This window comes from Nocardioides salsibiostraticola (genome assembly GCF_054783655.1).
Window position 1 is genome coordinate 432406 of sequence record NZ_BAAGQD010000014.1, and the last position, 22568, is coordinate 454973.

Here is a 22568-nt window from a genome sequence, read left to right on the forward strand (position 1 = left end):
GAGAGATGGAGTGTGTGGTGACTGCGGAATCCGACAAGATCAGCGTTTATCTGCTCGACGACCACGAGGTCGTCCGACAGGGACTCCGCGCCCTGCTCGAGGCCGCGGGGGACATCACGGTGGTGGGGGAGTCGGGCTCGGCGGTCGAGGCGACGGCTCGGATCCCTGCGCTACGTCCCCAGGTGGCGGTGCTCGATGGTCGGCTCCCGGACGGATCGGGGGTGGAGGTGTGCCGCAGTGTGCGCTCGGTCGATCCCGGCATCCGCGCATTGATCCTGACGTCGTACGACGATGACGAGGCGCTCTTCGCCGCGATCATGGCCGGTGCCTCCGGCTACCTGTTGAAGGAGATTCGCGGCAACGATCTGGTCGAAGCGGTGCGGCACGTGGCCGCCGGTGGTTCCCTGATCGACCCGGCGCTGACGGCCCGGGTGCTCGAGCGGGTCCGTAGTGGCCCGTCCGTCGCCCCCGAGCTCGCGGCGCTGACCGAGCAGGAGTTGAAGCTGCTCGGTCACATCGCGGAGGGCCTCACGAACCGTCAGATCGGGCAGGAGATGTCCCTGGCCGAGAAGACGATCAAGAACTACGTGTCGAGCATCCTGGCCAAACTGGGGTTGGAGCGGCGTACTCAGGCCGCTGTCCTGGCCTCCAAGCTCCTCGGTCCGGGGTCGGGATCGAGCTCCTGAGGGTCAGGTCAACGGGACCCTCCACACGAACTGGGTCCCGCGGCCCTCTGCGGTGATATCCAGGGTGCCGCCCAACGACACGGCACGTCGGCGCGCGTTGCGCAGACCACTCTCGTTGCGCTTCTCGGGCAGACCGACCCCGTCGTCGGTGACGGTCAGCGTTACCTCGCGGGCGCCGGCCTTCACCTCGATCTCGGCGTAGTCGGCCAGCGCGTGTCGAGCGATGTTCGACACCGCTTCTCGTAGCACCGCGAGGAGTTGTTCGCGGGTCTCCGTCGGCACGGCGGTGTCGATCGGTCCCATGGTGCGCACGGTCGGACTGAAGCCCAGCACCGGGACGTACTCCTTCACCAGTCCTCGGACCTCACTGCGCAGAGACCCGGATCGAGGGGTCTGCAGCTCGAAGATGGTGGTGCGGATGTCCTTGATCGTCAGGTCGAGGGCGTCGATGGTCTGATCGATTCGGCTCGCCACCTCAGGGCGGTCCGCCGACGAGCGGATCCCCTGGAGTTGGAGGCCGGTGGCGAAGAGTCGTTGGATGACCAGGTCGTGCAGGTCGCGCGCGATGCGGTCCCGATCCGAGATGACGGCCAACTCGAGGCGGTCCTGCACCGCCTGCGTTCGGTCGATCGCCAGAGCGGCCTGATCGGCGAAGGACATCAACAGTTCCCGTTCCTCGTGCTCGTCGGGTCGGTGCTCACGACGGAACAGCGCGACCAGCACGCCTGGCGCGGCGAGGTGGGCTCGCAGGGGGATCACGATGGCCCGCAGTTCGCCACCGACGAGCTCGATCGGCCCGCCCCTCCGCTCGTCGCCGGTTGCCGCGGTGATGGTGTGGAGGTGCTCGGAGATCTGATCCGCCGCCGGACCATCGACGGCGACGATCACCGCCGGCCCGGACTCGGGTATCTCGAGCACCGCCGTCGCCTCGGCTCCGGCGATGGCCCGGGAGCTGGTCGTGATCAGCTCCAGGGCCTCGTCCAGATCGACCGGCGGTTGGAGGGCGTCGGCGAGTTGGGAGGAGGCCTCCAACCACTGACGGCGTCGCTCGCTGAGGCCGAAGGACCGGGCGTTGTCGATGACGTACCCGGCGGCGCTGGCCAAGTCCTGCACGAGACTCTCATCAGCCTCGGTGAAGGGGAGTCCGCCACTCTTCTCGGTGAGGTAGAGGTTGCCGAACACGGTGCCCCGGATGCGCACGGGCACACCGAGGAAGGTGTTCATCGTCGGGTGGTTCGCGGGAAACCCGTAGGAACGCGGGTGCGCGCCGAGATCGTTCAACCGGATGGTCTCCGGCTCGTCGATCAGCAGCTGAAGGATGCCGCGACCGCGGGGGAGGTCGCCGATCAGCGCTCGGGCCTCGGCGTCGATACCGGTGGTGATGAAGTCGGCCAGCTCGCCGTCGTCGCCGACGACCCCCAGGGCGGCGTAGGCCGCTCCGGTCAGCTCGGTCGCGGAACCCACGATGCGGCTCAGCACGCTGTGGAGATCCAGATCGGACGAGATCGCGATGACGGCGTCCAGCAGGGTTCGGGCCGCGTCGGGAAGTTCGGGCACGTTCTCGGATTCGCTCACCGGCCCAGTGTGGACCCCTCGACTCACCTCAGTTGGCGACCGGTGATGTCGGTCATCGGAAGTCGCAGGTAGAGGTGGCGAGATCCCGAGGCCCACGGGGCCGTCCCCGAAGCCTCGATCGAGGCGATCGTCTCCGGGTTGTCGACCCACTGACATCGCCCGCGCACCACGATGCTCCAGCTGTACTTCTTGTCGGGGTCGATGTGATCGACCTCGAAGGCGAGCATCGAGTTGCGGCCGAACGTCCCCAGCACGCTGTAGGGGGAGGTGCGGAACACCACGAAGTCATCGAGGATCGAGTAGTTCACGGGCACGATGTGGGGGCCGTCGGCCGCGCAGAGCGCAACCCGACCCAGGAGACCCCTACGGATGAGTCGCTGACAGACCTCGGTGGTCATCTCCATCAAAGCTGGCACGGTGCCCTCCTTCGTCGGTATGCCTCGATACTGCGCTCCAGCAGCGGGGCCGGGGCAGAGTCCTTGGTCCTCGGAAGTCCCGAACCGAGCGGGTTCTACGGCGACTGCAGTACCGGTTGACGCAGGATCGTCCGCAACTTCGCGGGCTCGACCCTGCGGGGGTCGCTCAGATAGATCTCGTGATGCTTGCCGGTCATCCGGAGCCCGGCCCTGGGAATGAAGTGGTCGTGCAGTTCGGCGAGGACCGCTGCTTCGTCGTCGTAGGGACCGACGTGCAAGGTCTGCACGCATCGGCCCTCGTCGAGTCGCCCCCGCCGCAGCTTCTGCAGACCCGCTGATGGAGCTTTCGTCGCAGCCGTGGTGACTGCGTCGGCGTACACCTCGACGGGGATCCAGTCGGGGAGCATGATCATCACCGTCCAGTCCCACTGGGACTTGTCCCTCGCCGCCGTGAACGCGTCCAGGTCGGCGGCCCACCACAGTGCCTCCAGCGGAGGTACGACGTAGTCGCGGTCGAGTTCACGCTTGCTGGTGAACTTGATCGTGTACGCCACCGGGTAGAGCGTCTGGACCGCCTCGGCGTAGGCGGGGGCGGTGTTCGGATCCCCGTGTCCGTCGATCATGAGGTAGTGCTGGGGCGGGACGTCGATGACCCGGAACTCGCCCCGCCCGGCTCGCAGGGAGTCGAGTGACTTCTTGAAGTCGACCTTCATCCCGCCATGGTTCCACGAGTGGTGGGCCTGCGAGGGCTGGTCGGCTCGTCGACCGGCGACGTCAGGGTGTGGGTGCGCTGCCGGGTGCGCTGCCGGACCGCTCCGCCCGCGCAGGCGATGACGGCGAAACCACCGAGCGCGGTGGGCCACGTGATCGTCTCGCCCAACCAGAGCGCGGCCCAGGTGATCGACAGGATCGGCTGGATCAGTTGCACCTGGCTGATCTGAGCCATCGGACCGATGGCCAGGCCGCGGTACCAAGCGAAGAACCCGAGGTACATGCTGACCGCACCGAGATAGGCGAAGGCACCCCACTGGGTCACCGAGGCGGATGGTGGTTGGCGGGCCACGTCGGCGAGGGTCAGGATCGCCATCAGAGGCGCAGCGAGGATCAGCGCCCAGGAGATCGTCTGCCAGGCTCCGAGTTCACGAGACAGCAGACCTCCCTCGGCGTATCCCACGGCCGCGGCGACCACCGCACCGAAGAGCAACACATCGGACCAGGCGACCTGACCGAAGACGCCACCCTGCGCGGAGGCGAAGCCGGCCGTTGCCACCGCGCCGGCTATGGCCCACCACCAGAACCGGGCGGGCGGGTGCTCCCGGGTTCGTAGGACGGCGGCAACGGCCGTCGCTGCCGGCAGTAGACCGATCACCACCGCGCCGTGGGTCGCCGGCACCCGCTGCAGGGCGAAGGTGGTCAGGAGCGGGAAACCGGCGACGATGCCGGCCGCGACCACCGCGAGTCGCGCCCACTGGGAACCGCGGGGGAGTCGCGCCCGGGTTGCCGTGAGGGCGATCGTCGCGAGGGTCGCCGCCAACACCGCGCGGCCGGCTCCGATGAACAGGGGCGAGAAACCCTCCAGAGCAACCCGGGTGAGCGGAACGGTGAAGGAGAACGCCAACACGCCGAGTGCGCCCCAGAGGTACCCGGATCGCAATAGCACGTGCGAAGTGGATGCGATAGCGCTACTGTCCTGTGTCATGGATGACGATAGCAGTGGCGCGATCGCCCGGGTGCTGCGCACCTGGATCGTCGACGCCCCTCCCGGTTCGCGCCTGCCCAGCACCCGCGATATCGCCGCGCAACACGGTGCCGGGCCCGGCACCGTCCAGCGGGCGCTGCGCACCCTCACCACTGCCGGGTTGATCGAGACCCGGCCCGGGGTCGGCACCTTCGTCCGAGCCGGACGGCTGGCCCGACCCGTCGACTACGGATGGCAGACCGCGGCGCTGCGCTCGCCGTCCTCGCGCGTCGACCCCGTCCCCCGAGCGCTGCGCACGGCTCCCAACGACATGCTCGCCCTCCACTCGGGATACCCCGACCGCAGCCTGCTTCCCGAGCGTCTGGTGCGTTCCGCCCTGGGCCGGGCCGCTCGTTCGGACACTGCCCTGCGCCGCTCACCGGTCGCCGGACTCCCCGAACTCCAGCAGTGGTTCGCCGACGACCTCGCGGCGACCACACCGAGCGGGATGAGCACCCCCACCGCCCGCGACGTCCTGGTCATCCCCGGAAGTCAGAGCGGCCTCGGCGCTGCCTTCCGGGCCCTCATCGATCGGGGGCAACCCCTGTTGATGGAGTCACCGACCTACTGGGGCGCGATCCTCGCGGCCTCGCAGGCCGGGGCGCACGTCGTACCCGTCCCCAGCGGTCATGCTGGCCCGGATCCCCAGGAACTCGATCGAGCGTTCGCCGAGACCGGAAGCCGGCTGTTCTACGCCCAGCCCAACTACGCCAATCCCACCGGTGCCCAGTGGTCCCCCGATACCCGCGACGCCGTCCTCGAGGTCGTACGCCGCCACCGGGCGTTCCTGATCGAGGACGACTGGGCCCACGACTTCGGCATCGAGACCACCGCGACCCCGGTGGCCTCCTTCGACGACCACGGACACGTGATCTATCTGCGCTCCCTGACCAAGAGCGTCTCACCGGCCATCCGCGTCGCCGCCGTCATCGCGCGCGGCCCGGCGCGGGAACGGATCCTGGGCGAGCAGGGGGCCGGGGCGATGTACGTCAGCGGCGTCCTCCAGGCCGCCGCCCTCGACGTCGTCACCCAGCCGGGATGGTCGACACACCTGCGCCAGATGCGCCGGGCACTGGGGAGCCGACGGGATCTCCTCCTCACCGGCCTGCGGGAACTGGCACCGCAGGCCCATGTCGCGCACGTCCCCCGCGGCGGATTCAACCTCTGGGCACGCCTACCGGACGGAACCGACGTCCACGAGGTGACTCGACGCTGTGAGGCGGAGGGATTGTTGCTCGGTCCGGGGGGTGAGTGGTTCCCCGCCGAGCCGACCGGTCCGTTCGTTCGACTCAACTACTCGGGTCCGGAACCGTCGGTGTTCACCGAGGCGGCGGGCATCCTCGGTCAGGTTCTGGGGCATTAGCCTGACACCGTGAAACTCCGCGCCCCCTCCTTCGCCGTCGTTCCCGCTCTCCTCGGCCTTGCCGCCTGGTCGACCTATCCGCGGGTGGGGGCCCTGATCTATGCGGCCAACGTCGCGGTCGAAGCGCGGTTGGCGGGTCTGCGCACCCGGGTGGCCGAGGTCGACGGATTGGCGATCTCGTACTTCGAGGGGGGTAAACCCGACGGGCCGACCGTCGTGCTGCTGCACGGCTTCAGCGCTGACCGGGGGATATGGGTGCGGTTCGCCAAGCACCTGACCCGGGACTTCCATGTCGTCATCCCCGACCTCGCCGCCCACGGGACCACGCCACACAACCCGGGCGACGGGTTCTCCGGACGTGCCCAGGCCGGGCGGGTGGCCCGTCTGATCGATCAACTGGGCTGCGGGCCGGTGCACCTGGCGGGAAACTCGATGGGGGGCTTCGTCGCCGCGACCTTGGCCGTCGAGCACCCGCACCTGCTGCGCAGTCTCGCCTTGGTGGACGCGGTCGGTGTCCAGAGCCCGAGCCCGAGCGATGCTCAGCGCATGCTCGATCGGGGACTGAACCCCTTCCTGATGCAGAGCCCGGCCGAGTTCCCCGAGTTCTATGCGATGACCATGGCCCGACCACCGTTCGCTCCGCGCTTCGTTCTCGATGCGATGGCGGCGGACTACGTGGCGAGCCGCGACCGCTTGGCCGAGATCTTCGATGACTTCTTCGAGGTCGACTACCTCGACGACCGACTCTCCGAGATCCGGGTCCCGACCCTGGTGATGTGGGGAGCCGAGGATCGTTTGGTCCACGTCAGTGTGGCCGACGTCTGGGGGTCGATCGAAGGTGCGCAGAAACTGGTCTACGACGGGATCGGCCACATGCCGATGGTGGAGGACCCCCGTCGGAGCGCGACCGACTACCAGACCTTCCTCCAGGGCGCCTGATCGTGACCGCGATCCACGCCACGGAGGTCGGTGAGACCGGACCCAGGGTCGTGTTCCTGCACGGTCTCTTCGGGCAGGGCCGCAACTTCACCCAGATCGCCAAGTCGCTGGCGCCGGACCTCCGCTCGGTCCTCGTCGATCTGCCCAACCACGGGCGCTCGGCCTGGACCGACGCCACCGACTACGACAGCCTGGCTGACGAGGTCGCGCAGTGGCTGCGATCGACGTACGACGACCCGTCGCACCTGGTGGGCCACTCCATGGGCGGCAAGGTGGCTATGGCCCTCGCACTGCGCCACCCCGACCTCGTCGACCGCCTGGTCGTCGTCGACATCTCACCGGCACCCAGTGAGGGCGCCGGCGAGTTCGAGCATCTCCTGGACAGTCTGGCCAGCCTGGATCTGGCTGCGTTGACCAGAAGGGCCGATGCGGACGAGCAACTGGCGCAACTGGTTCACGACCCCCGGGTGCGGGGTTTCCTGTTGCAGAACCTGCGCAACTCCGACGACGGGTTCGCCTGGCAGGCCAACCTGCGCCTACTTCGCGACGAACTGTCGGTGATCGGTGGCTTCCCCTCCTACGAGGGGACCTTCGATCACCCGGTGCTCTGGATGGCCGGTGAGTCGTCCGACTACGTCCTGCCCGAGCACGAGGAGCTGATGCGCGCCCTTTTCCCGCGCACCCGACTCGTGACGATCAAGGGTGCCGGGCATTGGGTTCACTCTGAGCAGCCCGAGGCGTTCATCAGTGCCCTGCGCGTCTTCCTGCTGGCGGACCTGGACCGGTAGCGGTGGATCACTCGACCTTCGACCTGGGGCGACAGCGTGGACGAGCCTCGCTGCAGCACCGTCTCGAGCGATGGCGCGACAAGCGCTGGCAGATCGTCCAGTGCGCGCTGGCTGCAGGGGTCGCCTGGTTCCTGGCTCAGATGCTGCTCGGGCACGAGGTACCGATCTTCGCGCCCATCGCGGCCGTGGTCAGCCTGGGCACCTCCTACGCCCAACGGTTGCGCCGCGTGGCGGAGGTGACCGCCGGCGTGGCCATCGGCGTCCTTCTCGGTGACCTCCTCGTCGCCCAGTTGGGCTCGGGGGCCTGGCAGATCGCGGTGGTGGTGGGCATGGCCATGACCGCGGCGCTGCTGCTCGACGCGGGCACCCTGTTCATCAATCAAGCGGCGATCCAGTCCATCTTCGTCGCCGCGCTGGTGCCCAACACTGGAGAGTCCCTGACCCGGTGGAGCGACGCCCTGGTGGGTGGCGCGGTGGCGCTCGTTGCCGCCACCGTGGTTCCCGCAGCTCCTTTGCGGCGCCCGCGCGAGCAGGCGGCGCAGGTCCTCGAGAAGATCTCGGCCCTGTTGCGCGGGGCCGGTGGCGTGATGGTCGACGGTGATGTCGAGCGTTCCCTGAGCCTCCTGGCCGACGCCCGAGGCACCGATCATCTGATCCGTCGGTTGCAGGCGGCCGCTGACGAGGGGATGGCGGTCGTGGCCTCCTCCCCGTTCCGAGTCCGGCACCGTCCCGGTATTCGCCGGATGTCCGAGCTGGTGGATCCACTCGACCGGTCGTTGCGCTCGACTCGGGTCCTGGTCCGCCACGTGACCGTGGCCGCCTATCACCGTCGTGAGGTGCCGGGCTCCTACTCACGATTGGCGGTGGAGCTGGCCGACGCCGTGGACGAGGCCGCAGCCGAGCTCCGCAAGGATCGACAGGCTCTCGACGCCCGTCCCGCCCTTCTTGCAGTGGGCGCCGGAACAGGAATCGTGGAACGTTCGGATCAGATGACGGCGGAGGTGGTCCTGGCCCAGATCCGTTCGCTGGTGGTCGATCTGCTGATGCTCACCGGGATGGAGCAGCTCGAGGCCACCGACGCGCTGCCACCGCCTCCTCGATAACCATCTGATGGCGGCTCTCACCGTGGAACACTTCCGACATGACACAGACTGACTGGGGAAGTCTGGATCCCGCTTGGACGGGGATCCGCGAGGAACTGCTGGAGCTCGATCAGGGACCGGTGCGACTGTTGCGCGCCGATGCCCGGGGGTCGCGAGTCGACCGTGAGCCGCAACTCCTCGTCCACGGTCTGGGCGGGTCGGCGTCGAACTGGATCGAGGTCATCGCGGGGTTGAGCGAGTACGGCCCGGTGGTGGCCCTGGACCTGGCCGGATTCGGCCACACCCCTGCCGCCACCGGGACCGAACTCAGCGTGGACGGGCACATGCAGCTCGTGCTGGCGGTGGCCGACGCCCTGGGTTGGGAGCGTTTCGCCCTGCACGGCAACTCGATGGGTGGCCTGATCGGCGTCCTCCTGGCTGCCGAGCATCCCGAGCGGATCGAACGGCTGGTCCTGGTCTCACCCGGACTCCCGCCGACGTGCCCCCTGCAGATCCTCACGCCCTACCGCGCCACCCTGAACGGCATGCTGCCCATCGCGGTGCCCCTGCCGGGACGGCCGAGAAGCCTGGCGCTGCTGCGTCTGATCTTCCCGGACCGCGACGCCATCCGGGAGTCACTCCTCCAGGTGATGGCCGACGACGCACAACCTCGTACCGTTCAGGAGGCTACCGACCACCAGCAGTCGTTGCTCCACTCCATCCGATCGATCGCCGCGTTGTGGATCGACTTCCGGCGGGTCTATCGGGCCATCGACGCCATCACGGTCCCCACGATCATTCTCGGCGGCACCGCGGACGCTCTGGTGCCGGCGCAGGTGTTGCGCAAGGTGCTGGTCAGGCGCCCGGACTGGACCGGAGCCGTGATCGACGAACGTCGACACGCGCTGATGCTGGAGGATCCAGCGGAGTTCCTCGATCAGGTCGCGGCGTGGCGCAACGAGGAGGAGCAGGCCGTCGCCTGAGGTGATTCACGAAGTTCGCCAGATGGGGCTCCGAGATCGGCCTCACCTACGCCCGGTCGCTCCTCGCGTGCCCATCTGACGGACTTCGCGTCCCCATTTGGCGAACTTCGCGGCCCCATTTGGCGAACCTCGTGGGGAGAAGGACCTACTTGACGGCCTTGACCTGGAGGCTGAATCGTCGGTCGTCGTCCCGGGGCTTTCCCTTGCAGGCGAAGGTCGTTCCCCGGTTGCAGGTGGTGCGGGTGGAGGCGTTGGCGACCGTCACGAACACCTGATTCACCGAGGAGGCGGCGAAGGGGACTCGCGTGGTGCCCTTGCCCCGCTTGCTCAGGGTGATCGGGATTCGTCGCAACCCGCTGCGCTTGGTCACCACAGTGACGTAGGCGGCGGGGGAGTTCGATCGGTTGGGACCGTCGATGGCCACCCGCAGCTTCCACGCACCTCCCTTCAGGGTTCCGGAGGGCCGCAGCCGGACGCTGGCGGAGGCCAGGTGGTCAACGCGGAAGGCCTTCCGGAAGGACGGCTTGCCCCGGGTCAAGGTCCGGGTGGTCGCGAGCTGGGAGGAGGGCCACTTCCTTCCCTCGGCGTAGTTCCGTGATGGGGTGGTGTTGGCCGCAGCGTAGGCGGCGAAGTTCTTGGGCAGACCACCCCGCTTCTTCAGCGTCGCGCTGAGCGCCTGCGTGGAGGACAGGTTCTTGCCCCGTGACGGCTCGGCCGCCCGGTTGATGACCGACCTGACGATCCCGTTGCCGTGGGTCTCACTGAGGAACTGCCAGAAGGCCCACTGCCCGTAGTGGTAGATGCCGTTGCTCTCGAAGAAGTCCAGGGACATTGCGGGGAGGGTGACCTGGCTGCGCTCGAGGTACTGCAGGTTGTCGTCGGCGCTGTCGGCGTACCGTTCCTCCATCCACGCTGCCGTCGACTCCATGAGCCAGGGGTCCTCGAGGTAGTCGTAGGCGAACTGGATGGCGTGGAAGAACTCGTGCGCCGCAGTGACCTTCAGGCTCGTGGCCGGCTTTGCGCCGCCGAACTCGTTGCGCGCGAAGTCGTTGTCCAACACGCAGTAACCGGAGGCCACCCGGTTGGTGCCGGGTTTGAGGTACTCCGGGGCGCAGTAGCCGTAGATCCCCGTGCCGATGTTCTTGAGGTAGACGTCGAACTTGGCGTTGCCGCCGGTGCCGGTCGTGTTCGGCTCCTGTGCGGGGGCCCGGTAACCGAGTTTGCCGACCTCGAAGTCGTACACCTTCTGCATGGTCCGCAGGCTCTTCTTCACCCACGCCAGGCTCGGAGGGGCGTCCGATGTGCTGGTGACGTAGTGCACGCAGATCCGTTTCGAGCAGGTTCGTTGCGCGGCGGCGGTGTAGCCGTTGCGCTGAGGATCGCTTCCCCCGTCGCTGGGTCGCGCCAGCAGAGCCTGCGCGGTCTCGCGGTCGCCACCCTGCAGGCGCGGCAGGACCGTGAACAGGTCCCGCAGCGCCAGACTCGCGTCCGGTGCCGGTGCCGGTGCCGGCGCCGGCGCTGATGATCCGGCGCTGGACCGGTTGGCTGCCTTGCTGGAGAAGATGTCCTTGGCGCGTGCCAGCACCGCTGAGGGCTCGGTCTCCCCGGCGCCCTCCGCTGCTGAGGATGCTGCGGCGAGCGCCCCGGTTCGAGCCGCAGGAGCGGCGCTGGCGGGAGCCGCCAACAGCCCTGCGGTCAACGCGCCGACGACGAAAAGGGCAGCGACGAGCGATCGTTCGGAGCGGGGCATTACGGTCCTAGTCCTCGGTCTCGGACGAGCTCAGCCGGTGGCGGAGATCTTCTCGATCAGTGCGGTGGTGGAGATGGCCGGGGTCCTGCTCAGGTAGACCACTTCACAGATGTCCCTGAACTCGTCGAAACGACCCTCCCAATCATCGCCCATCACCAAAACGTCGGCGCCGAAGTCGGTGATGTAGTGACGCTTCAACTCCAGGCTCTCCTCGACGAAGACCTCATCGACCGGTTTGAGAGCAGCCACGATCGCCAGACGCTCGGCCTGGCTGAACACCGGCTCGCGGCCCTTCTTGGCGATGTTGAGCGCATCGGCGGACACTCCCACGATCAATCGGTCGCCCAGGGCGGCGGCCCGCTCGATCACTTTGAGGTGTCCGACGTGGAAGACATCGAAGGTCCCGAAGGTGATGACCGTGCGCTTGCCAGCCGGAGTGGAGGTTTTCGACATGGCTCGCAGTGTGTCACGGGCGGCCCTCACAGTGAGCGAGGATAGGGCGGTGTCCAGTCCCGCGTCCGCGCTGAGCCCCCCGCCCACGCCACCCGCCTCCACCGGCTCGACCGGCACCCCGGGAGGTTCGCAGACAGATGAGGAACGCCGTCGGGCTCTACGCCGGATGCGTAGCCTCGCGGTCGCGTTGCTGGTCCTGGCTGCGATCGTGTACGTCGCCACCCTGGGCAGCGAGGGCCCGCTCGGATTCGTCAACGCCGGAGCGGAGGCGTCGATGGTCGGCGCGATCGCCGACTGGTTCGCGGTCACGGCGCTGTTTCGCCATCCCCTGGGGCTGCCGATTCCGCACACCGCGTTGATCCCCCGTCGCAAGGACGAGCTGGGCCGGGGCCTGCAGGAGTTCGTGGGGGAGAACTTCCTGTCCGAGGACGTGGTGCGGGAACGTCTCGGCGCTGCTCGGGTCTCCGCAAGGGTGGGGGACTGGTTGGCGCAGGAGGCCAACGCACGGAAGGTTGTCGACGAGTCCTCAGAGGTGCTGGCGATCGGGTTGGCCAAGGTGCGTGATGAGCACATCGAGGCGCTGGTCACCGAGGCGTTGGTGCCCCGGTTCCTGGAAGAACCGATCTCGCCACTGCTCGGCGGTTTCCTGACCGAGTCGCTGCAGGACAACCTGCACCACGGTCTGGTCGACCTGGCCCTGGTGGAGCTGCACGATTGGCTGATCGCGAATCCCGACACCGTGCAGGACGTGATCGAGGAGCGCGCCCCGTGGTGGGCGCCGCCGTCCTTGAACGACCGTGTGACGGGCCGGATCCACCGGGAGATGGTGCGCTGGGTCGCCGATATCCGGAGCAATCAACACCACCACGCCCGTCGGGCGCTCGACTCGATGCTGGACAAGTTGGCCCACGACCTCCTCACCGACGCCTCCACCCAGGAACGCGCCGAGGGCCTGAAGGAGCGGTTGTTGCAGCATCCCTCGGTCCTGGCCTCCAGCGTCTCGCTCTGGGACGCCCTGCGCAGGGTGCTGACGGCGTCCTTGTCGGATCCGGACGGAGCGGTACGTGCGCGGGCGCTGCTCGAGGTGTCGCGATTCGCGGCTCGACTGCAGGAGGAGGGCGATCTGCGCAACCGGTTGGACGAGGCGCTCGCCGACGCGGCCGTGTTCGCGGTTGACCGCTACGGCAGCGAACTGACCACGGTGATCAGTCACACCATCGAGGCCTGGGACGGCAAGGAGGCGGCCGATCGGATCGAACTCCACGTCGGCCGCGACCTGCAGTTCATCCGGATCAACGGGACGATCGTGGGTGGATTGGTCGGCGTACTGATCCATCTGGTGGCTGTACTGGCCGGATAGGCCACCCCCGGTGGCCGGGATCTGCCCGCAGATTTGCGCACGGCACGGTGGGTCGGGACCATGGCTGACGTGAGCGAACCGATGTCAGTGCCGATCAGCGACGATTCCATCAAGCTCGGTCAGTTCTTGAAGCTGGCCAATCTCGTGGAGTCCGGCTCCGAGGCCAAGCAACTGCTGTCCGGCGGTGTGGTGCGGGTCAACGGGGTCGTGGAGAGCCGACGTGGTCGTCAACTCGAGGACGGCGACGTCGTGTCGGTCGCCGCCCAGTCCGCCCAGGTGGGCGGAGCGGGCGGCGACAACCTGCCCTGGTAGGTCAGCTGATCTCGAGCAGGTCGACCACGAAGATGAGGGTCTCGCCCGGCTTGATCACGCCACCGGCGCCGCGGTCGCCGTAGCCGAGGTGAGGCGGGATGACGAGTTGGCGACGGCCGCCGACCTTCATGCCCTGCACGCCGGTGTCCCAGCCCTCGATGACCTGGCCGATACCGAGGCGGAACTGCAGCGGGGTGCCGCGGTTGTAGGAGGCGTCGAACTCCTCGCCCGTGGAGTGGGCCACGCCCACGTAGTGCACGGAGACGGTGTTGCCGGCTGCCGCCTCGGCACCTTCTCCCTCGGTGAGGTCGGTCTTGACCAGGTCGGCGGGCGGGTCGAAGTCGGGGAAATCAATCTCGGGTTTGTTCATGGCAGCAAGCCTAATGGCTCGGGCGAGACGACCCCGGAGGGGTCAGCTCTGGTTGACGTAGTGATCGAGTTGGTCGCGCTCGAACTCCAGCTGACTCATCTTGTGCTTGACGACATCGCCGATGCTGATGATTCCGGTCAGGACGCCGTCGTCCACGACGGGCACGTGTCGGATCCGACGCGAGGTCATCACGCTCATCAGCTCGTCGAGCGAGGTCTCCGAGGAGCAGGTCTCCACCTCGGCGGTCATGATGGCTTCGACCGTGTTGTTGATGACGGTGCCGTCGCTGTGGAGTTTGCGCACCACGTCGCGTTCGCTGACGATGCCGGACAGCGTGGTGCCGTCGGGGCTCACGATCAGCGCGCCGACGTTGTTGTCCGACAGGGCCGCGAGCAGGTCACGAACCCCGGCTTCCGGGGCGATCGTGATGATCGCGTCATGACCACTGGACGACTTGGCGCTGAGTACTTCTCCGATACGCATAGGTCGATGCTAGAGAGGTGTGACTCAGGACACCAGGGGTGTTCAGGTGTCGAACGGCTCCGGGGCGCGCTCGTCGTCCTCGGTGGCGCGAATCCGGCGGCTGCTCAGGTCGGAGACGGTCGCTCCCGAGGTCGTGGGCCAGTCCGGATCGTGCGTGGTGCCCGCCGAGGTGCCCAGGAAGGACAGGGCGGCCTCGTGCAGGTGTGAGTTGGAGGCGATCGCGTTCCCACCCCAGGGTCCGTCGGTCCCGTCCAGGGAGGTGAAACGACCACCGGCCTCACGCACGATGACGTCCAGCGCCGCCATGTCGTAGACCTCGAGCTCGGGCTCGGCCACCAGATCCACTGCCCCCTCGGCCAGGAGCATGTAGGACCAGAAGTCGCCGTAGGCGCGGGTGCGCCAGCAGCGGCGCATCAGGGACCAGAAATCTTCGAGTCGGCCGCGTTCGTCCCAGCCGGTCAACGAGGCGTAGGACAGCGAGGCGTCCTCGAGTCGGCGTACGTCCGAGACCTGGCATCGGGTCGCCTTGTGCAGCGAGCGGCCCGTCCAGGCGCCGTTGCCTACCGAGGCCCACCAGCGGCGGTGCAACTGCGGTGCGGAGACCACCCCGAGCACGACCTCGTCGTCGACGGCCAACGAGATGAGCGTGGCCCAGACCGGGACGCCGCGTACGAAGTTCTTCGTGCCGTCGATCGGGTCGACGATCCAGCGTCGCTGGCTGTTCCCCGTCGTCCCCTGCTCCTCGCCGGTCACGGCGTCCCGGGACCGCACCCTGGACAGGGTGCGTCGGATGGCCTCCTCGACGGCCTCGTCGGCGTCGGTGACGGGGGTCAGATCGGGCTTGCTCATCACGTGCAGATCGAGCGCCTTGAAGCGCGTGGTCGTCAGGGAGTCCGCGTCGTCCGCCAGCAGATGCGCCAGGCGGAGATCGTCGGTGTAGTCGGTCGGCACGTCCCCAGGGTAGAGCCCCCGTCCCGACGGGGTGGGGCGGTCCGCGTCAGTAGTCGGTGTGCGAGCGGGCGGCCAGGAGCCGCCGGAACGAGGTGACCCGGTCGGCGTCGCCTCCGTGGGAGGCCACCGCAACGTCGAGACCGCACTCCGGCTCCTGCTCTCCGTGGGTGCACCCACGAGGGCAGCCCGCGGTCATCTCGAGCAGGTCGGGGAAGGCGCCGATGAGCTGATCGGGTTGGACATGGGCCAAACCGAAGGAACGGATCCCGGGGGTGTCGATGATCCAACCGGGCGCCGCGTCACCGTTCGCATCATCGGTCGGGTCATCGGTCGGGGGCAGGGCCAGCATCAGGGCCGACGTGGAGGTGTGTCGCCCGCGGCCCGTGTTGGCGTTGACGTGGCCGATGGCTCGATGTGCCTCGGGGACCAGCGCGTTGACCAGGGTGGACTTGCCCACCCCGCTGTGTCCCACCAGGACGCTGGTGCGACCGGCCAACGCCGCACGCACCTCACTGACGTCGCCGCCCATCTGGGTCACCACCCAGGGCACCCCGAGCGAGCGGTACGTCGACAGGAGGGTCTCCGGGTCGGCCAGATCGGACTTCGTCAGGCAGAGCAACGGCGCCATGCCGGCGTCGTAGGCCGCAACCAGGGCGCGGTCGATCAGACGTGGACGCGGTTCGGGGTTGGCCAGCGCGGTCACGACCACCAACTGCTCGGCGTTGGAGACGATCACGCGCTCGACGGGGTCGTCGTCATCGGCGGTACGCCGCAGCGTCGTGGTCCTGGTCTCCACCTCGACCACACGAGCCAGGGTGCCCTCGGTGCCGCTGACGTCGCCCACCACACGGACACGGTCTCCGACGACCACACCCTTCCTGCCCAGAGGCCGGGCCTTCACGGCCATGACGGTGGTGCCATCGATGAGCACCGTCAGGCGCCCCCGGTCCACGGTCATCACCCGACCGTCGTGCGCATCGGCGTACACGGGGCGTTCCTTGGTGCGGGGACGCGTCCGTCGACGCGGACGGTCGTAGTGCTCGATGTCGTGGGTGGAGTAGCGGTTGGTCACGCGAAGAGCTCCGCCCAGGCTTCGGCGAACCCGGGGAAGGTCTTGCTGGTCGTCTCGACGTTCTCGACCAGCACTCCGGGGACGGCGGCTCCCACCAGGACTGCGGCGTGCGCCATCCGGTGGTCGGCGTAGGTGTGGAAGGGCCCCGCGGTCAGCGGTGCCGGGTGGATGGTGAGCCCGTCGGTCGCCTCGACCACATCGGCGCCGCGCCGACCCAACTCGGTCGCGAGGGCGGCCAACCGGTCCGTCTCGTGCCCACGGATGTGTTCGATGCCGTAGAGGCGGGAGGGCGTGGACGCGGCTGCGCACAGGGCCGCCACCGCGGGGGCCAACTCGCCGACGTCGTGCAGATCGAGGTCGACGCCGAGGAGGTGCTCCGGCCCGGTGACCGTGAGGCCGTCGGACGTGTGGATGACCGTGCAGCCCATCTGACTCAGGATCTCGCGGAGCGCGTCTCCGGCCTGGGTGGTGTGTTCGGGCCAGTCACGCACGGTCACGGTGCCACCGGAGATGGCGGCGAGTCCGAGGAAGGGCGCGGCATTCGACAGATCGGGTTCGATGGCGCGGTCCAGGGCGGCAATGGGTCCGGGCTGCACCGTCCATCGGTTGGGCCGGCTGTCGTCGACGGTGACCCCGTGTTCGCGCAGCATCGAGATGGTCATGTCGAGGTGCGGTTGTGAGGGGACCGGCCTGCCGTCGTGCCGGATGTCCACGCCGTTCTCGAAGCGGGCGCCGGCGAGGAGGAGGGCGGAGACGAACTGGGATGAGGCGGAGGCGTCCAAGGAGACGGTCCCGCCGGGCACGGAGCCGGACCCGTGAACGGTGAAGGGGAGCGTGGAGGTGGTGTCCTCCACGTCGGCGCCGAGAGCGCGTAGCGCGTCCAGGACGACCCCGATGGGACGAGTACGCATGTGCGGATCGCCGTCGAAGTGCACCGATCGGGCGGTCAGAGCGGCCACCGGCGGGACGAACCGCATGACGGTGCCGGCCAACCCACAGTCGATCGCCACGGCGGACCCGGTCGAGGAGTCCGGCACACTCCCCGGGGTGACGGCCCAGTCCGCACCGGTGGTGTCGACGGATGCTCCGAGGGCTCGCAGCGCCTGAGCCATGAGCTCGGTGTCTCGGGAGCGCAGGGCGCGCCGCACCGTGGAGGGCCCCTGCGCCAGGGCGGCCAGGATCAACGCACGATTGGTCAGGGACTTGCTGCCGGGCAACTGCACCACGGCATCGATGGGGCGCGTCGCGGAGGGGGCGGGCCACCAGGTGTCGTTGGTCATCACAGACAGACTAGTGGTCCCGGGGGGCATCAGCTCAGGTCAAGGTGGCCTTGGCCAGCTTCGCTTCCCGCCGCGCCGACGTCGCGAGGTGCTTCGCCTCGCGGCGGGTCGCCTTGGCCGCGTGGCGGGTGCGCCAGGCGACTCCGGGCTTCCCGGCGGTGTCGCCCGAGGCGATGAGGAGCCCGCCGATGAGCGAGACGTTCTTGAAGAAGTGGATGCGTTGGTTGGCGCGCTCGGCGGGGTCCTGGGTCTTCCAGAACGTGTGTCCGGCCGCGGTCGTGGGCACCAGCGAGGCTGCGAGCAACGCCGAGCTCAGCCGCGGCGCCTTGCCGCTCGCGAGGCCCAACCCGGCTGCGACCTGGACCGCGGCGTTGATGCGAACCAGGGTCACGGCGTCCTCGGGGATCGGGAGCTGCGGTAGGGCTTTCTTGACGACAGGCACCACGGCGTCGGTGACCGGTGCGGCAGCCCCGGCCAGTGCCGGAGCATTCCGCAGAGCGTTGACACCGCCGACCAGGAACATCGAGGCGAGCATCGGGCGGGCGAAGACACGGCTGAAGGGCATGCCCCCTGTTTACCCGATGTGGGGGCTCAGGGCCGCACCGAAGCGCGACGTTCACCCTTCAGGGTGACATCCAGCAGTCCGGTGGTCAGGCAGGCGATCGCCGGGTCCCCCAGCTTCACCCGGGTGGAGTTGTTGTCGGGGGAGGGGTCGGTGCCCTCGTCCAGCAGGACCTGCACGAAGTACGTCGAGCACTCGGTGCGGGACAACGTCACGTGGAACGGATCCGGTTGGCTGGACACCGAGCACTTCGCACCGGCGCTGGTGGGTTCGCAGCGTCCGTCGGAGACCACCTGTCGACCGCGTCCGACCTCTTCGGTGATCACCAGGGTCGCCGTGCGACCTCTCGGTAGGCCGACGACGTCGAGACGAACGCCTTGGGTGGTCAAGGTGGAGGGGCCGCGGCTGGCTCGTAGCGAGATGTCCACCGGATCGGGCGCCGCGGATGCACCTGTTGTGGGGTCACCCGATGCATCGGTGGTCGTGGGACCGGCGGGGCCTGTGTCGGGGATGACCTCAATGGGATTCGGGAAGGCCGGGCCACTGATCGCGGTGTTGGTCGGGAACGCCGCACCATCGGTAGCGGGCGGCGACTGGAAGTCGAGGGTCAAGCGAGCGGGGTCGTCCACGTCCGTTGGGGGGACCTGCTCCGAAGCCTCGGACACCGCGGCGTCCTCGGGATCGACTCCATCGGCCGGTTCTGTCGGCGCCCGCGTGCCGTTCGACCCAGCACCGGATTCGGAAGTGGAAGGACCGCCCTTCGTGGCGTTGGATCCGTCGTCGGTGAAGGGTGTGCCGATCAGGGCGAAGCCCAGGCTGGCGGCCGCCGCGGCGGCCACGAGCACAGACCCGGCCGCTGCGGCGGGACGGGCCACGGCGTCCTTGACCCGACCGGTCAGAGCCAGTCCGGCGACCGAAAGGCCCGTGAGGGAGCCGGGGGTCACGAGGTAGCCGTGCCCTGCGACTCCGAGGAGCGCCGGAGCCAACCACGCGCCGAGGCGGGAGTTCACCTCGAGAAGCTCGGCATGGATCGCGGCACAGGGCGGGCACCGCGCCAGGTGAGCCTCAGCGACGGCGGTGTCGCGCCGGGAGGTCCCCCGGCGGATGAAAGATCCCAACGTACGACGTACCCGGGTGCACTCCTGATCGGAGCAGGAGTTCGCGTGCATCGACACGTAGGCCTGGCGCAGTCCTTCTCGGGCGCGATAGGCCAAGGCAGCCACCGAATTGGCCGAGACCCCCAGGAGGGGCGCGATCTGCTGGGGTCTGAGTTGCTCGACCTCGGTGTGCCAGAGCACCATCTGCCAACGCTCAGGCAGGGACGCGAAGGCTTCCGCTGCTGCGGTGTTCTCGAATTCGGCGACCGCAGGATCCTCGAACGGGACGCCGGTGTCGAAGGCCGTCAGATCCTCGACCGGACGAGTCCGGTTCAGGGCCCGTAGCCGGTCGATGTGTAGGCGACGCAGCGACGTCAGCAGGTAGGCGCGAAAGGCGAGATCGGGACCGCCTCCGCGCTGGAGCACGTCGAGAACCTTGGCGAAGGCGTCCGAGACCAGGTCATCGGTCTCCGAGGGGGCAGCCAGGTGAGCGGCCAATCGTCGTGCCGCTCCGACGTGACGCTCGAAGAGCACCCCATAGGCAACTACGTCTCCGGCGCGAACGGCGGAGATCAAGTCCGCGTCGCCGGGGCCGACTGCTGTCGTTGTCGAGAGCAGTTGAGTCACAAGCCGTCATCCTAGGAGCCAAAACCGGCGATCCGACTATTTGTGTACGAAGCGATACCAAAGTGTGTATGTGCAGGTCGCGTCATAGCCAGGAGTCGAGTCCGTCTCACCCGGTTCGGCTCCGTGTAGAAGCGGGCCCGGACCCTGGGCCACTAGGGTGATGGGTATGTGCGGTCGCTACGCCTCCAGTCGACGTCCGGAGGACCTGATCGAGGAGTTCGAGGTCGTCGAGTCCCGGGTCGGCGTGCCACTGGCCGCGGACTACAACGTGGCTCCGACCAAGGAGATCTACGCGGTGGTCGAACGACCGCCGTCGGAGGATCGCTCCCGGCCGGCCCAGCGCCAGCTACGGGTGTTGACGTGGGGATTGGTGCCCTCGTGGGCCAAGGACCCCTCGATCGGCAGTCGAATGATCAACGCGCGGATGGAGACGGTCGCCACGAAACCGGCTTTTCGTCGCGCTCTGGCCGCACGAAGATGCCTGTTGCCGGCCGACGGATACTACGAGTGGTACCCCACCGCGAAGCAGAGCGCAGCCGGCAGATCCGGTAGGCCCGGCAAGCAACCCTTCTTCATCCGCCCGCGTGAGGGCGGTGTGCTGGCGATGGCGGGGCTGTACGAGATCTGGCGCGATCCCACGAAGGCCGAGGACGATCCGGCTCGCTTCCGCTGGACAGCAACCGTGATCACCACCGCTGCCGAGGACGAGCTCGGCCAGATCCATGATCGGATGCCGCTGATGGTGGAGCCGGACCGACGCGATGAGTGGCTGGACCCGACGACGAGCCTCGTGGATGCGTCCGCGGTGTCCGCCCTGCTCGCGCCGGCCGCGCCGGGTCAACTCGAGGCGTTCCCCGTGTCGACCGCGGTGGGCAACGTGCGGAACAACGGACCGCAACTCACCGAACCATTGCCGCTGGAGGAGGAGGGACCATGACGATCGATCTGATCGTGGACACGCCCCAGGGGGAGGGCCGATTCGTCACCCGGAGAGCCCCCCGGCCGATCGCCACCCTGCTGCTGGGGCATGGGGCAGGCAAGGGAATCGAGTCCCGTGACCTACAGGCACTGGCCCGACACCTGCCAGGTCAAGGGATCACGGTGGTGTGTTTCGAGCAGCCGTGGGTGCGGGCCGGTCGAAAGCTCGCCACGGCACCAGCCACGCTGGATGAGGCTCTGATGGCGGCGGCGGACCGGTTGCGGATCCGGACCCCGCTCATCTTGGGTGGTCGATCGGCGGGTGCCCGCTCCGCGGTGCGCTGCGCCAAGTCCATGGGTGCTGCGGGGGCGTTGGCCCTGGCCTTTCCGCTGCACCCCCCAGGTAAGCCCGAGAAGAGTCGCGCGGCCGAACTCGCCAACAGTCGGGTTCCCACGTTGGTCATCCAGGGGGATCGGGACCCGATGGGTCGTCCGGAGGAGTTCGCTCCGGGGACGGAACTGAGCGTGGTGGCCGGCGCCGACCACGAGTTCGCCGTACCTGTCCGGGGAGCGCTGTCGCAGGAGGATGCGCTCGCGGTGATCGTCGAGGCCGCACTGGAGTGGATCGTTCGGGAGGTCGTCGGGAATGACTGACCAGGGGGCCGTGTTCCACCTCCGTGACCGCATTACTCGAAAGGCCCCGACCCGTCGTGGAGCGAGCCGACCTACAGTGGGGGACGATGACTGACTCCGTGACCGAACCCAGCCCTTCCGCCCCGCTCGACACCGGCGACGTGGACGTGGCGACCGAGTCCCCCGAGGAACGCTCATTACGTTTCGAGCGTGATGCGCTGCCCTTCTTGGACCAGTTGTACTCCGCCGCCATGCGGATGACGCGCAATCCGACCGACGCCGAGGACCTGGTCCAGGAGACGTTTGCCAAGGCGTTCTCCGCCTTTCACCAGTACAAGCCGGGCACCAACCTCAAGGCGTGGCTCTACCGGATCCTGACCAACACCTTCATCAACACCTACCGCAAGAAGCAGCGTCAACCTCAGCAATCGATGTCCGAGGATGTCGAGGACTGGCAGTTGGCGCGGGCCGAATCCCACTCCTCCGGCGGGCTGAAGTCCGCCGAGATGGAGGCGCTGGAGCATCTGCCTGATTCCCAGGTGAAGGACGCCCTGCAACGTCTGCCCGAGGAGTTCCGCCTGGCGGTCTACCTGGCCGATGTCGAAGGCTTCGCCTACAAGGAGATCGCCGAGATCATGGACACCCCGATCGGCACTGTCATGTCCCGACTGCACCGAGGTCGCCGTCAGTTGCGCGACATGTTGTCCGACCATGTGCGAGCCAACGACCTGCTGCCTGCAGCGACGGTCGGGAAGGGTGGCAAGTCATGAGCAACAGCCACGAGCACGAACCCTCCTCAGCGGAGTGTGCCGAGTATCTCGAGCGAATCGTCTACTTCATCGACAACGAGCTCGATGACGCCGACTGTGCCGCCGTCCAGCACCACTTGGACGCCTGCAACCCCTGCCTGGTGCGCTACGACCTGCAACGAACCGTGAAGACGGTCGTGGCGCGGTCCTGCTCCGAGGCCGCCCCCGATGACCTGCGCGCGAGGGTGCTGCTGCGCATCCGTGCGGTCCAGGTCCAGATCGGGGAGTAGCGCTCCGGCACCAACGCGCCGACCGAGCAGAACCCGACCGAGCAGAACAAGGAAGAGCCCCAGCCGAATGGCTGGGGCTCTTCCTTGTCAA

At 68.2% G+C, this 22568-nt stretch carries 25 protein-coding genes; 12 read left to right on the top strand and 13 right to left on the bottom strand.

The genetic code is table 11. The features are described 5' to 3' along the window. Positions 1–17: 17 nt before the first annotated feature. Positions 18–686, top strand: coding sequence for a response regulator (locus tag ACYVLV_RS09390; RefSeq protein WP_460809393.1), 669 nt, complete (start codon positions 18–20; stop codon positions 684–686). A gap of 3 nt (positions 687–689) precedes the next feature. On the opposite strand, the gene ACYVLV_RS09395 is transcribed toward ACYVLV_RS09390, so the two are convergent. From ACYVLV_RS09395 to ACYVLV_RS09410, 4 genes are all read right to left on the bottom strand, one after another. After that, complete coding sequence (locus ACYVLV_RS09395; protein ID WP_460809395.1) at positions 690–2261, bottom strand: sensor histidine kinase; 1572 nt, start codon at positions 2259–2261, stop codon at positions 690–692. A gap of 23 nt (positions 2262–2284) precedes the next feature. Continuing rightward, on the bottom strand, positions 2285–2677 hold the full coding sequence (locus tag ACYVLV_RS09400) for a pyridoxamine 5'-phosphate oxidase family protein (protein WP_460809397.1): 393 nt from the start codon (positions 2675–2677) through the stop codon (positions 2285–2287). Positions 2678–2772: 95 nt separating this feature from the next. Further along, positions 2773–3390 carry a GyrI-like domain-containing protein gene (locus ACYVLV_RS09405; RefSeq protein WP_460809399.1) on the bottom strand — a complete coding sequence of 206 codons (618 nt, stop codon included), beginning with the start codon at positions 3388–3390 and terminating at the stop codon, positions 2773–2775. Next, complete coding sequence (locus ACYVLV_RS09410; RefSeq protein ID WP_460809401.1) at positions 3387–4337, bottom strand: DMT family transporter; 951 nt, start codon at positions 4335–4337, stop codon at positions 3387–3389. Before ACYVLV_RS09410 ends, ACYVLV_RS09405 begins: the two co-directional genes overlap by 4 nt. A gap of 37 nt (positions 4338–4374) precedes the next feature. On the opposite strand from ACYVLV_RS09410, the gene ACYVLV_RS09415 reads away from it, so the two are divergent. The 5 genes from ACYVLV_RS09415 to ACYVLV_RS09435 are packed head-to-tail and all read left to right on the top strand — an operon-like array spanning position 4375 to position 9570. Further along, complete coding sequence (locus ACYVLV_RS09415; RefSeq protein ID WP_460809402.1) at positions 4375–5778, top strand: aminotransferase-like domain-containing protein; 1404 nt, start codon at positions 4375–4377, stop codon at positions 5776–5778. 9 nt (positions 5779–5787) lie between these two features. Next, the gene (locus ACYVLV_RS09420; RefSeq protein WP_460809403.1) at positions 5788–6717 is read left to right on the top strand and encodes an alpha/beta fold hydrolase; all 930 of its coding nucleotides are present in this window, start codon (positions 5788–5790) and stop codon (positions 6715–6717) included. A 2-nt stretch (positions 6718–6719) separates the two neighbouring features. Beyond that, complete coding sequence (locus ACYVLV_RS09425; protein ID WP_460809404.1) at positions 6720–7505, top strand: alpha/beta fold hydrolase; 786 nt, start codon at positions 6720–6722, stop codon at positions 7503–7505. A 2-nt stretch (positions 7506–7507) separates the two neighbouring features. Further along, positions 7508–8608: an FUSC family protein gene (locus ACYVLV_RS09430; RefSeq protein WP_460809406.1), complete on the top strand. Its 1101-nt coding sequence runs from the start codon at positions 7508–7510 to the stop codon at positions 8606–8608. 38 nt (positions 8609–8646) lie between these two features. Further along, entirely contained in the window at positions 8647–9570 is a 924-nt protein-coding gene (locus ACYVLV_RS09435; RefSeq protein ID WP_460809408.1) for an alpha/beta fold hydrolase, read from the top strand. Between the two features lie 145 nt (positions 9571–9715). On the opposite strand, the gene ACYVLV_RS09440 is transcribed toward ACYVLV_RS09435, so the two are convergent. After that, positions 9716–11320 (bottom strand): MXAN_6640 family putative metalloprotease, encoded by a 1605-nt coding sequence (locus ACYVLV_RS09440; RefSeq protein WP_460809410.1) that lies wholly within the window; start codon positions 11318–11320, stop codon positions 9716–9718. Positions 11321–11350: 30 nt separating this feature from the next. Next, complete coding sequence (locus tag ACYVLV_RS09445) at positions 11351–11773, bottom strand: adenylyltransferase/cytidyltransferase family protein (RefSeq protein WP_460809412.1); 423 nt, start codon at positions 11771–11773, stop codon at positions 11351–11353. Positions 11774–11822: 49 nt separating this feature from the next. On the opposite strand from ACYVLV_RS09445, the gene ACYVLV_RS09450 reads away from it, so the two are divergent. Together ACYVLV_RS09450 and ACYVLV_RS09455 are read left to right on the top strand one after the other, a co-directional pair. Further along, positions 11823–13133, top strand: coding sequence for a DUF445 domain-containing protein (locus tag ACYVLV_RS09450; protein WP_460809413.1), 1311 nt, complete (start codon positions 11823–11825; stop codon positions 13131–13133). 60 nt (positions 13134–13193) lie between these two features. After that, a complete protein-coding gene (locus ACYVLV_RS09455) occupies positions 13194–13445 on the top strand; it encodes an RNA-binding S4 domain-containing protein (RefSeq protein WP_460809415.1) in 252 nt (83 codons plus the stop codon). A gap of 1 nt (position 13446) precedes the next feature. Here ACYVLV_RS09455 and ACYVLV_RS09460 read toward each other — a convergent pair whose 3' ends face one another. The 7 genes from ACYVLV_RS09460 to ACYVLV_RS09490 are packed head-to-tail and all read right to left on the bottom strand — an operon-like array spanning position 13447 to position 19887. Then, entirely contained in the window at positions 13447–13815 is a 369-nt protein-coding gene (locus tag ACYVLV_RS09460) for an FKBP-type peptidyl-prolyl cis-trans isomerase (RefSeq protein ID WP_460809416.1), read from the bottom strand. Between the two features lie 42 nt (positions 13816–13857). Further along, positions 13858–14298, bottom strand: coding sequence for a CBS domain-containing protein (locus ACYVLV_RS09465; protein WP_460809417.1), 441 nt, complete (start codon positions 14296–14298; stop codon positions 13858–13860). A 42-nt stretch (positions 14299–14340) separates the two neighbouring features. Next, positions 14341–15249 carry an inositol monophosphatase family protein gene (locus ACYVLV_RS09470; RefSeq protein WP_460809418.1) on the bottom strand — a complete coding sequence of 303 codons (909 nt, stop codon included), beginning with the start codon at positions 15247–15249 and terminating at the stop codon, positions 14341–14343. A 46-nt stretch (positions 15250–15295) separates the two neighbouring features. Beyond that, positions 15296–16321 carry a ribosome small subunit-dependent GTPase A gene (gene rsgA, locus ACYVLV_RS09475; protein WP_460809419.1) on the bottom strand — a complete coding sequence of 342 codons (1026 nt, stop codon included), beginning with the start codon at positions 16319–16321 and terminating at the stop codon, positions 15296–15298. Beyond that, entirely contained in the window at positions 16318–17601 is a 1284-nt protein-coding gene (gene aroA / locus ACYVLV_RS09480) for a 3-phosphoshikimate 1-carboxyvinyltransferase (protein ID WP_460809422.1), read from the bottom strand. Before aroA ends, rsgA begins: the two co-directional genes overlap by 4 nt. Positions 17602–17635: 34 nt before the next feature. Beyond that, positions 17636–18166 carry a DoxX family membrane protein gene (locus ACYVLV_RS09485; RefSeq protein WP_460809423.1) on the bottom strand — a complete coding sequence of 177 codons (531 nt, stop codon included), beginning with the start codon at positions 18164–18166 and terminating at the stop codon, positions 17636–17638. A gap of 26 nt (positions 18167–18192) precedes the next feature. After that, entirely contained in the window at positions 18193–19887 is a 1695-nt protein-coding gene (locus ACYVLV_RS09490; protein ID WP_460809425.1) for a sigma-70 family RNA polymerase sigma factor, read from the bottom strand. A 166-nt stretch (positions 19888–20053) separates the two neighbouring features. On the opposite strand from ACYVLV_RS09490, the gene ACYVLV_RS09495 reads away from it, so the two are divergent. The 4 genes from ACYVLV_RS09495 to rsrA are packed head-to-tail and all read left to right on the top strand — an operon-like array spanning position 20054 to position 22477. Next, positions 20054–20824, top strand: a complete 771-nt coding sequence (locus tag ACYVLV_RS09495) for an SOS response-associated peptidase (RefSeq protein ID WP_460809426.1) — start codon at positions 20054–20056, stop codon at positions 20822–20824. Continuing rightward, positions 20821–21459, top strand: a complete 639-nt coding sequence (locus ACYVLV_RS09500; protein WP_460809430.1) for an alpha/beta hydrolase family protein — start codon at positions 20821–20823, stop codon at positions 21457–21459. Before ACYVLV_RS09495 ends, ACYVLV_RS09500 begins: the two co-directional genes overlap by 4 nt. Before the next feature lie 23 nt (positions 21460–21482). Further along, complete coding sequence (locus ACYVLV_RS09505; RefSeq protein ID WP_460809433.1) at positions 21483–22208, top strand: sigma-70 family RNA polymerase sigma factor; 726 nt, start codon at positions 21483–21485, stop codon at positions 22206–22208. Further along, complete coding sequence (gene rsrA, locus ACYVLV_RS09510) at positions 22205–22477, top strand: mycothiol system anti-sigma-R factor (RefSeq protein WP_460809435.1); 273 nt, start codon at positions 22205–22207, stop codon at positions 22475–22477. The genes ACYVLV_RS09505 and rsrA overlap by 4 nt, the downstream gene beginning before the upstream one ends. Positions 22478–22568: the final 91 nt, after the last annotated feature.

Coding starts and splice junctions, on each gene's coding strand:
- ACYVLV_RS09405 (WP_460809399.1), bottom strand. CDS start 3,390: ATGAAGGTCGACTTCAAGAAGTCACTCGACTCCCTGCGAGCCGGGCGG.
- ACYVLV_RS09415 (WP_460809402.1), top strand. CDS start 4,375: ATGGATGACGATAGCAGTGGCGCGATCGCCCGGGTGCTGCGCACCTGG.
- ACYVLV_RS09435 (WP_460809408.1), top strand. CDS start 8,647: ATGACACAGACTGACTGGGGAAGTCTGGATCCCGCTTGGACGGGGATC.
- ACYVLV_RS09440 (WP_460809410.1), bottom strand. CDS start 11,320: ATGCCCCGCTCCGAACGATCGCTCGTCGCTGCCCTTTTCGTCGTCGGC.
- ACYVLV_RS09445 (WP_460809412.1), bottom strand. CDS start 11,773: ATGTCGAAAACCTCCACTCCGGCTGGCAAGCGCACGGTCATCACCTTC.
- ACYVLV_RS09455 (WP_460809415.1), top strand. CDS start 13,194: ATGGCTGACGTGAGCGAACCGATGTCAGTGCCGATCAGCGACGATTCC.
- ACYVLV_RS09460 (WP_460809416.1), bottom strand. CDS start 13,815: ATGAACAAACCCGAGATTGATTTCCCCGACTTCGACCCGCCCGCCGAC.
- ACYVLV_RS09465 (WP_460809417.1), bottom strand. CDS start 14,298: ATGCGTATCGGAGAAGTACTCAGCGCCAAGTCGTCCAGTGGTCATGAC.
- aroA (WP_460809422.1), bottom strand. CDS start 17,601: ATGACCAACGACACCTGGTGGCCCGCCCCCTCCGCGACGCGCCCCATC.
- ACYVLV_RS09485 (WP_460809423.1), bottom strand. CDS start 18,166: ATGCCCTTCAGCCGTGTCTTCGCCCGCCCGATGCTCGCCTCGATGTTC.
- ACYVLV_RS09495 (WP_460809426.1), top strand. CDS start 20,054: ATGTGCGGTCGCTACGCCTCCAGTCGACGTCCGGAGGACCTGATCGAG.
- ACYVLV_RS09500 (WP_460809430.1), top strand. CDS start 20,821: ATGACGATCGATCTGATCGTGGACACGCCCCAGGGGGAGGGCCGATTC.
- rsrA (WP_460809435.1), top strand. CDS start 22,205: ATGAGCAACAGCCACGAGCACGAACCCTCCTCAGCGGAGTGTGCCGAG.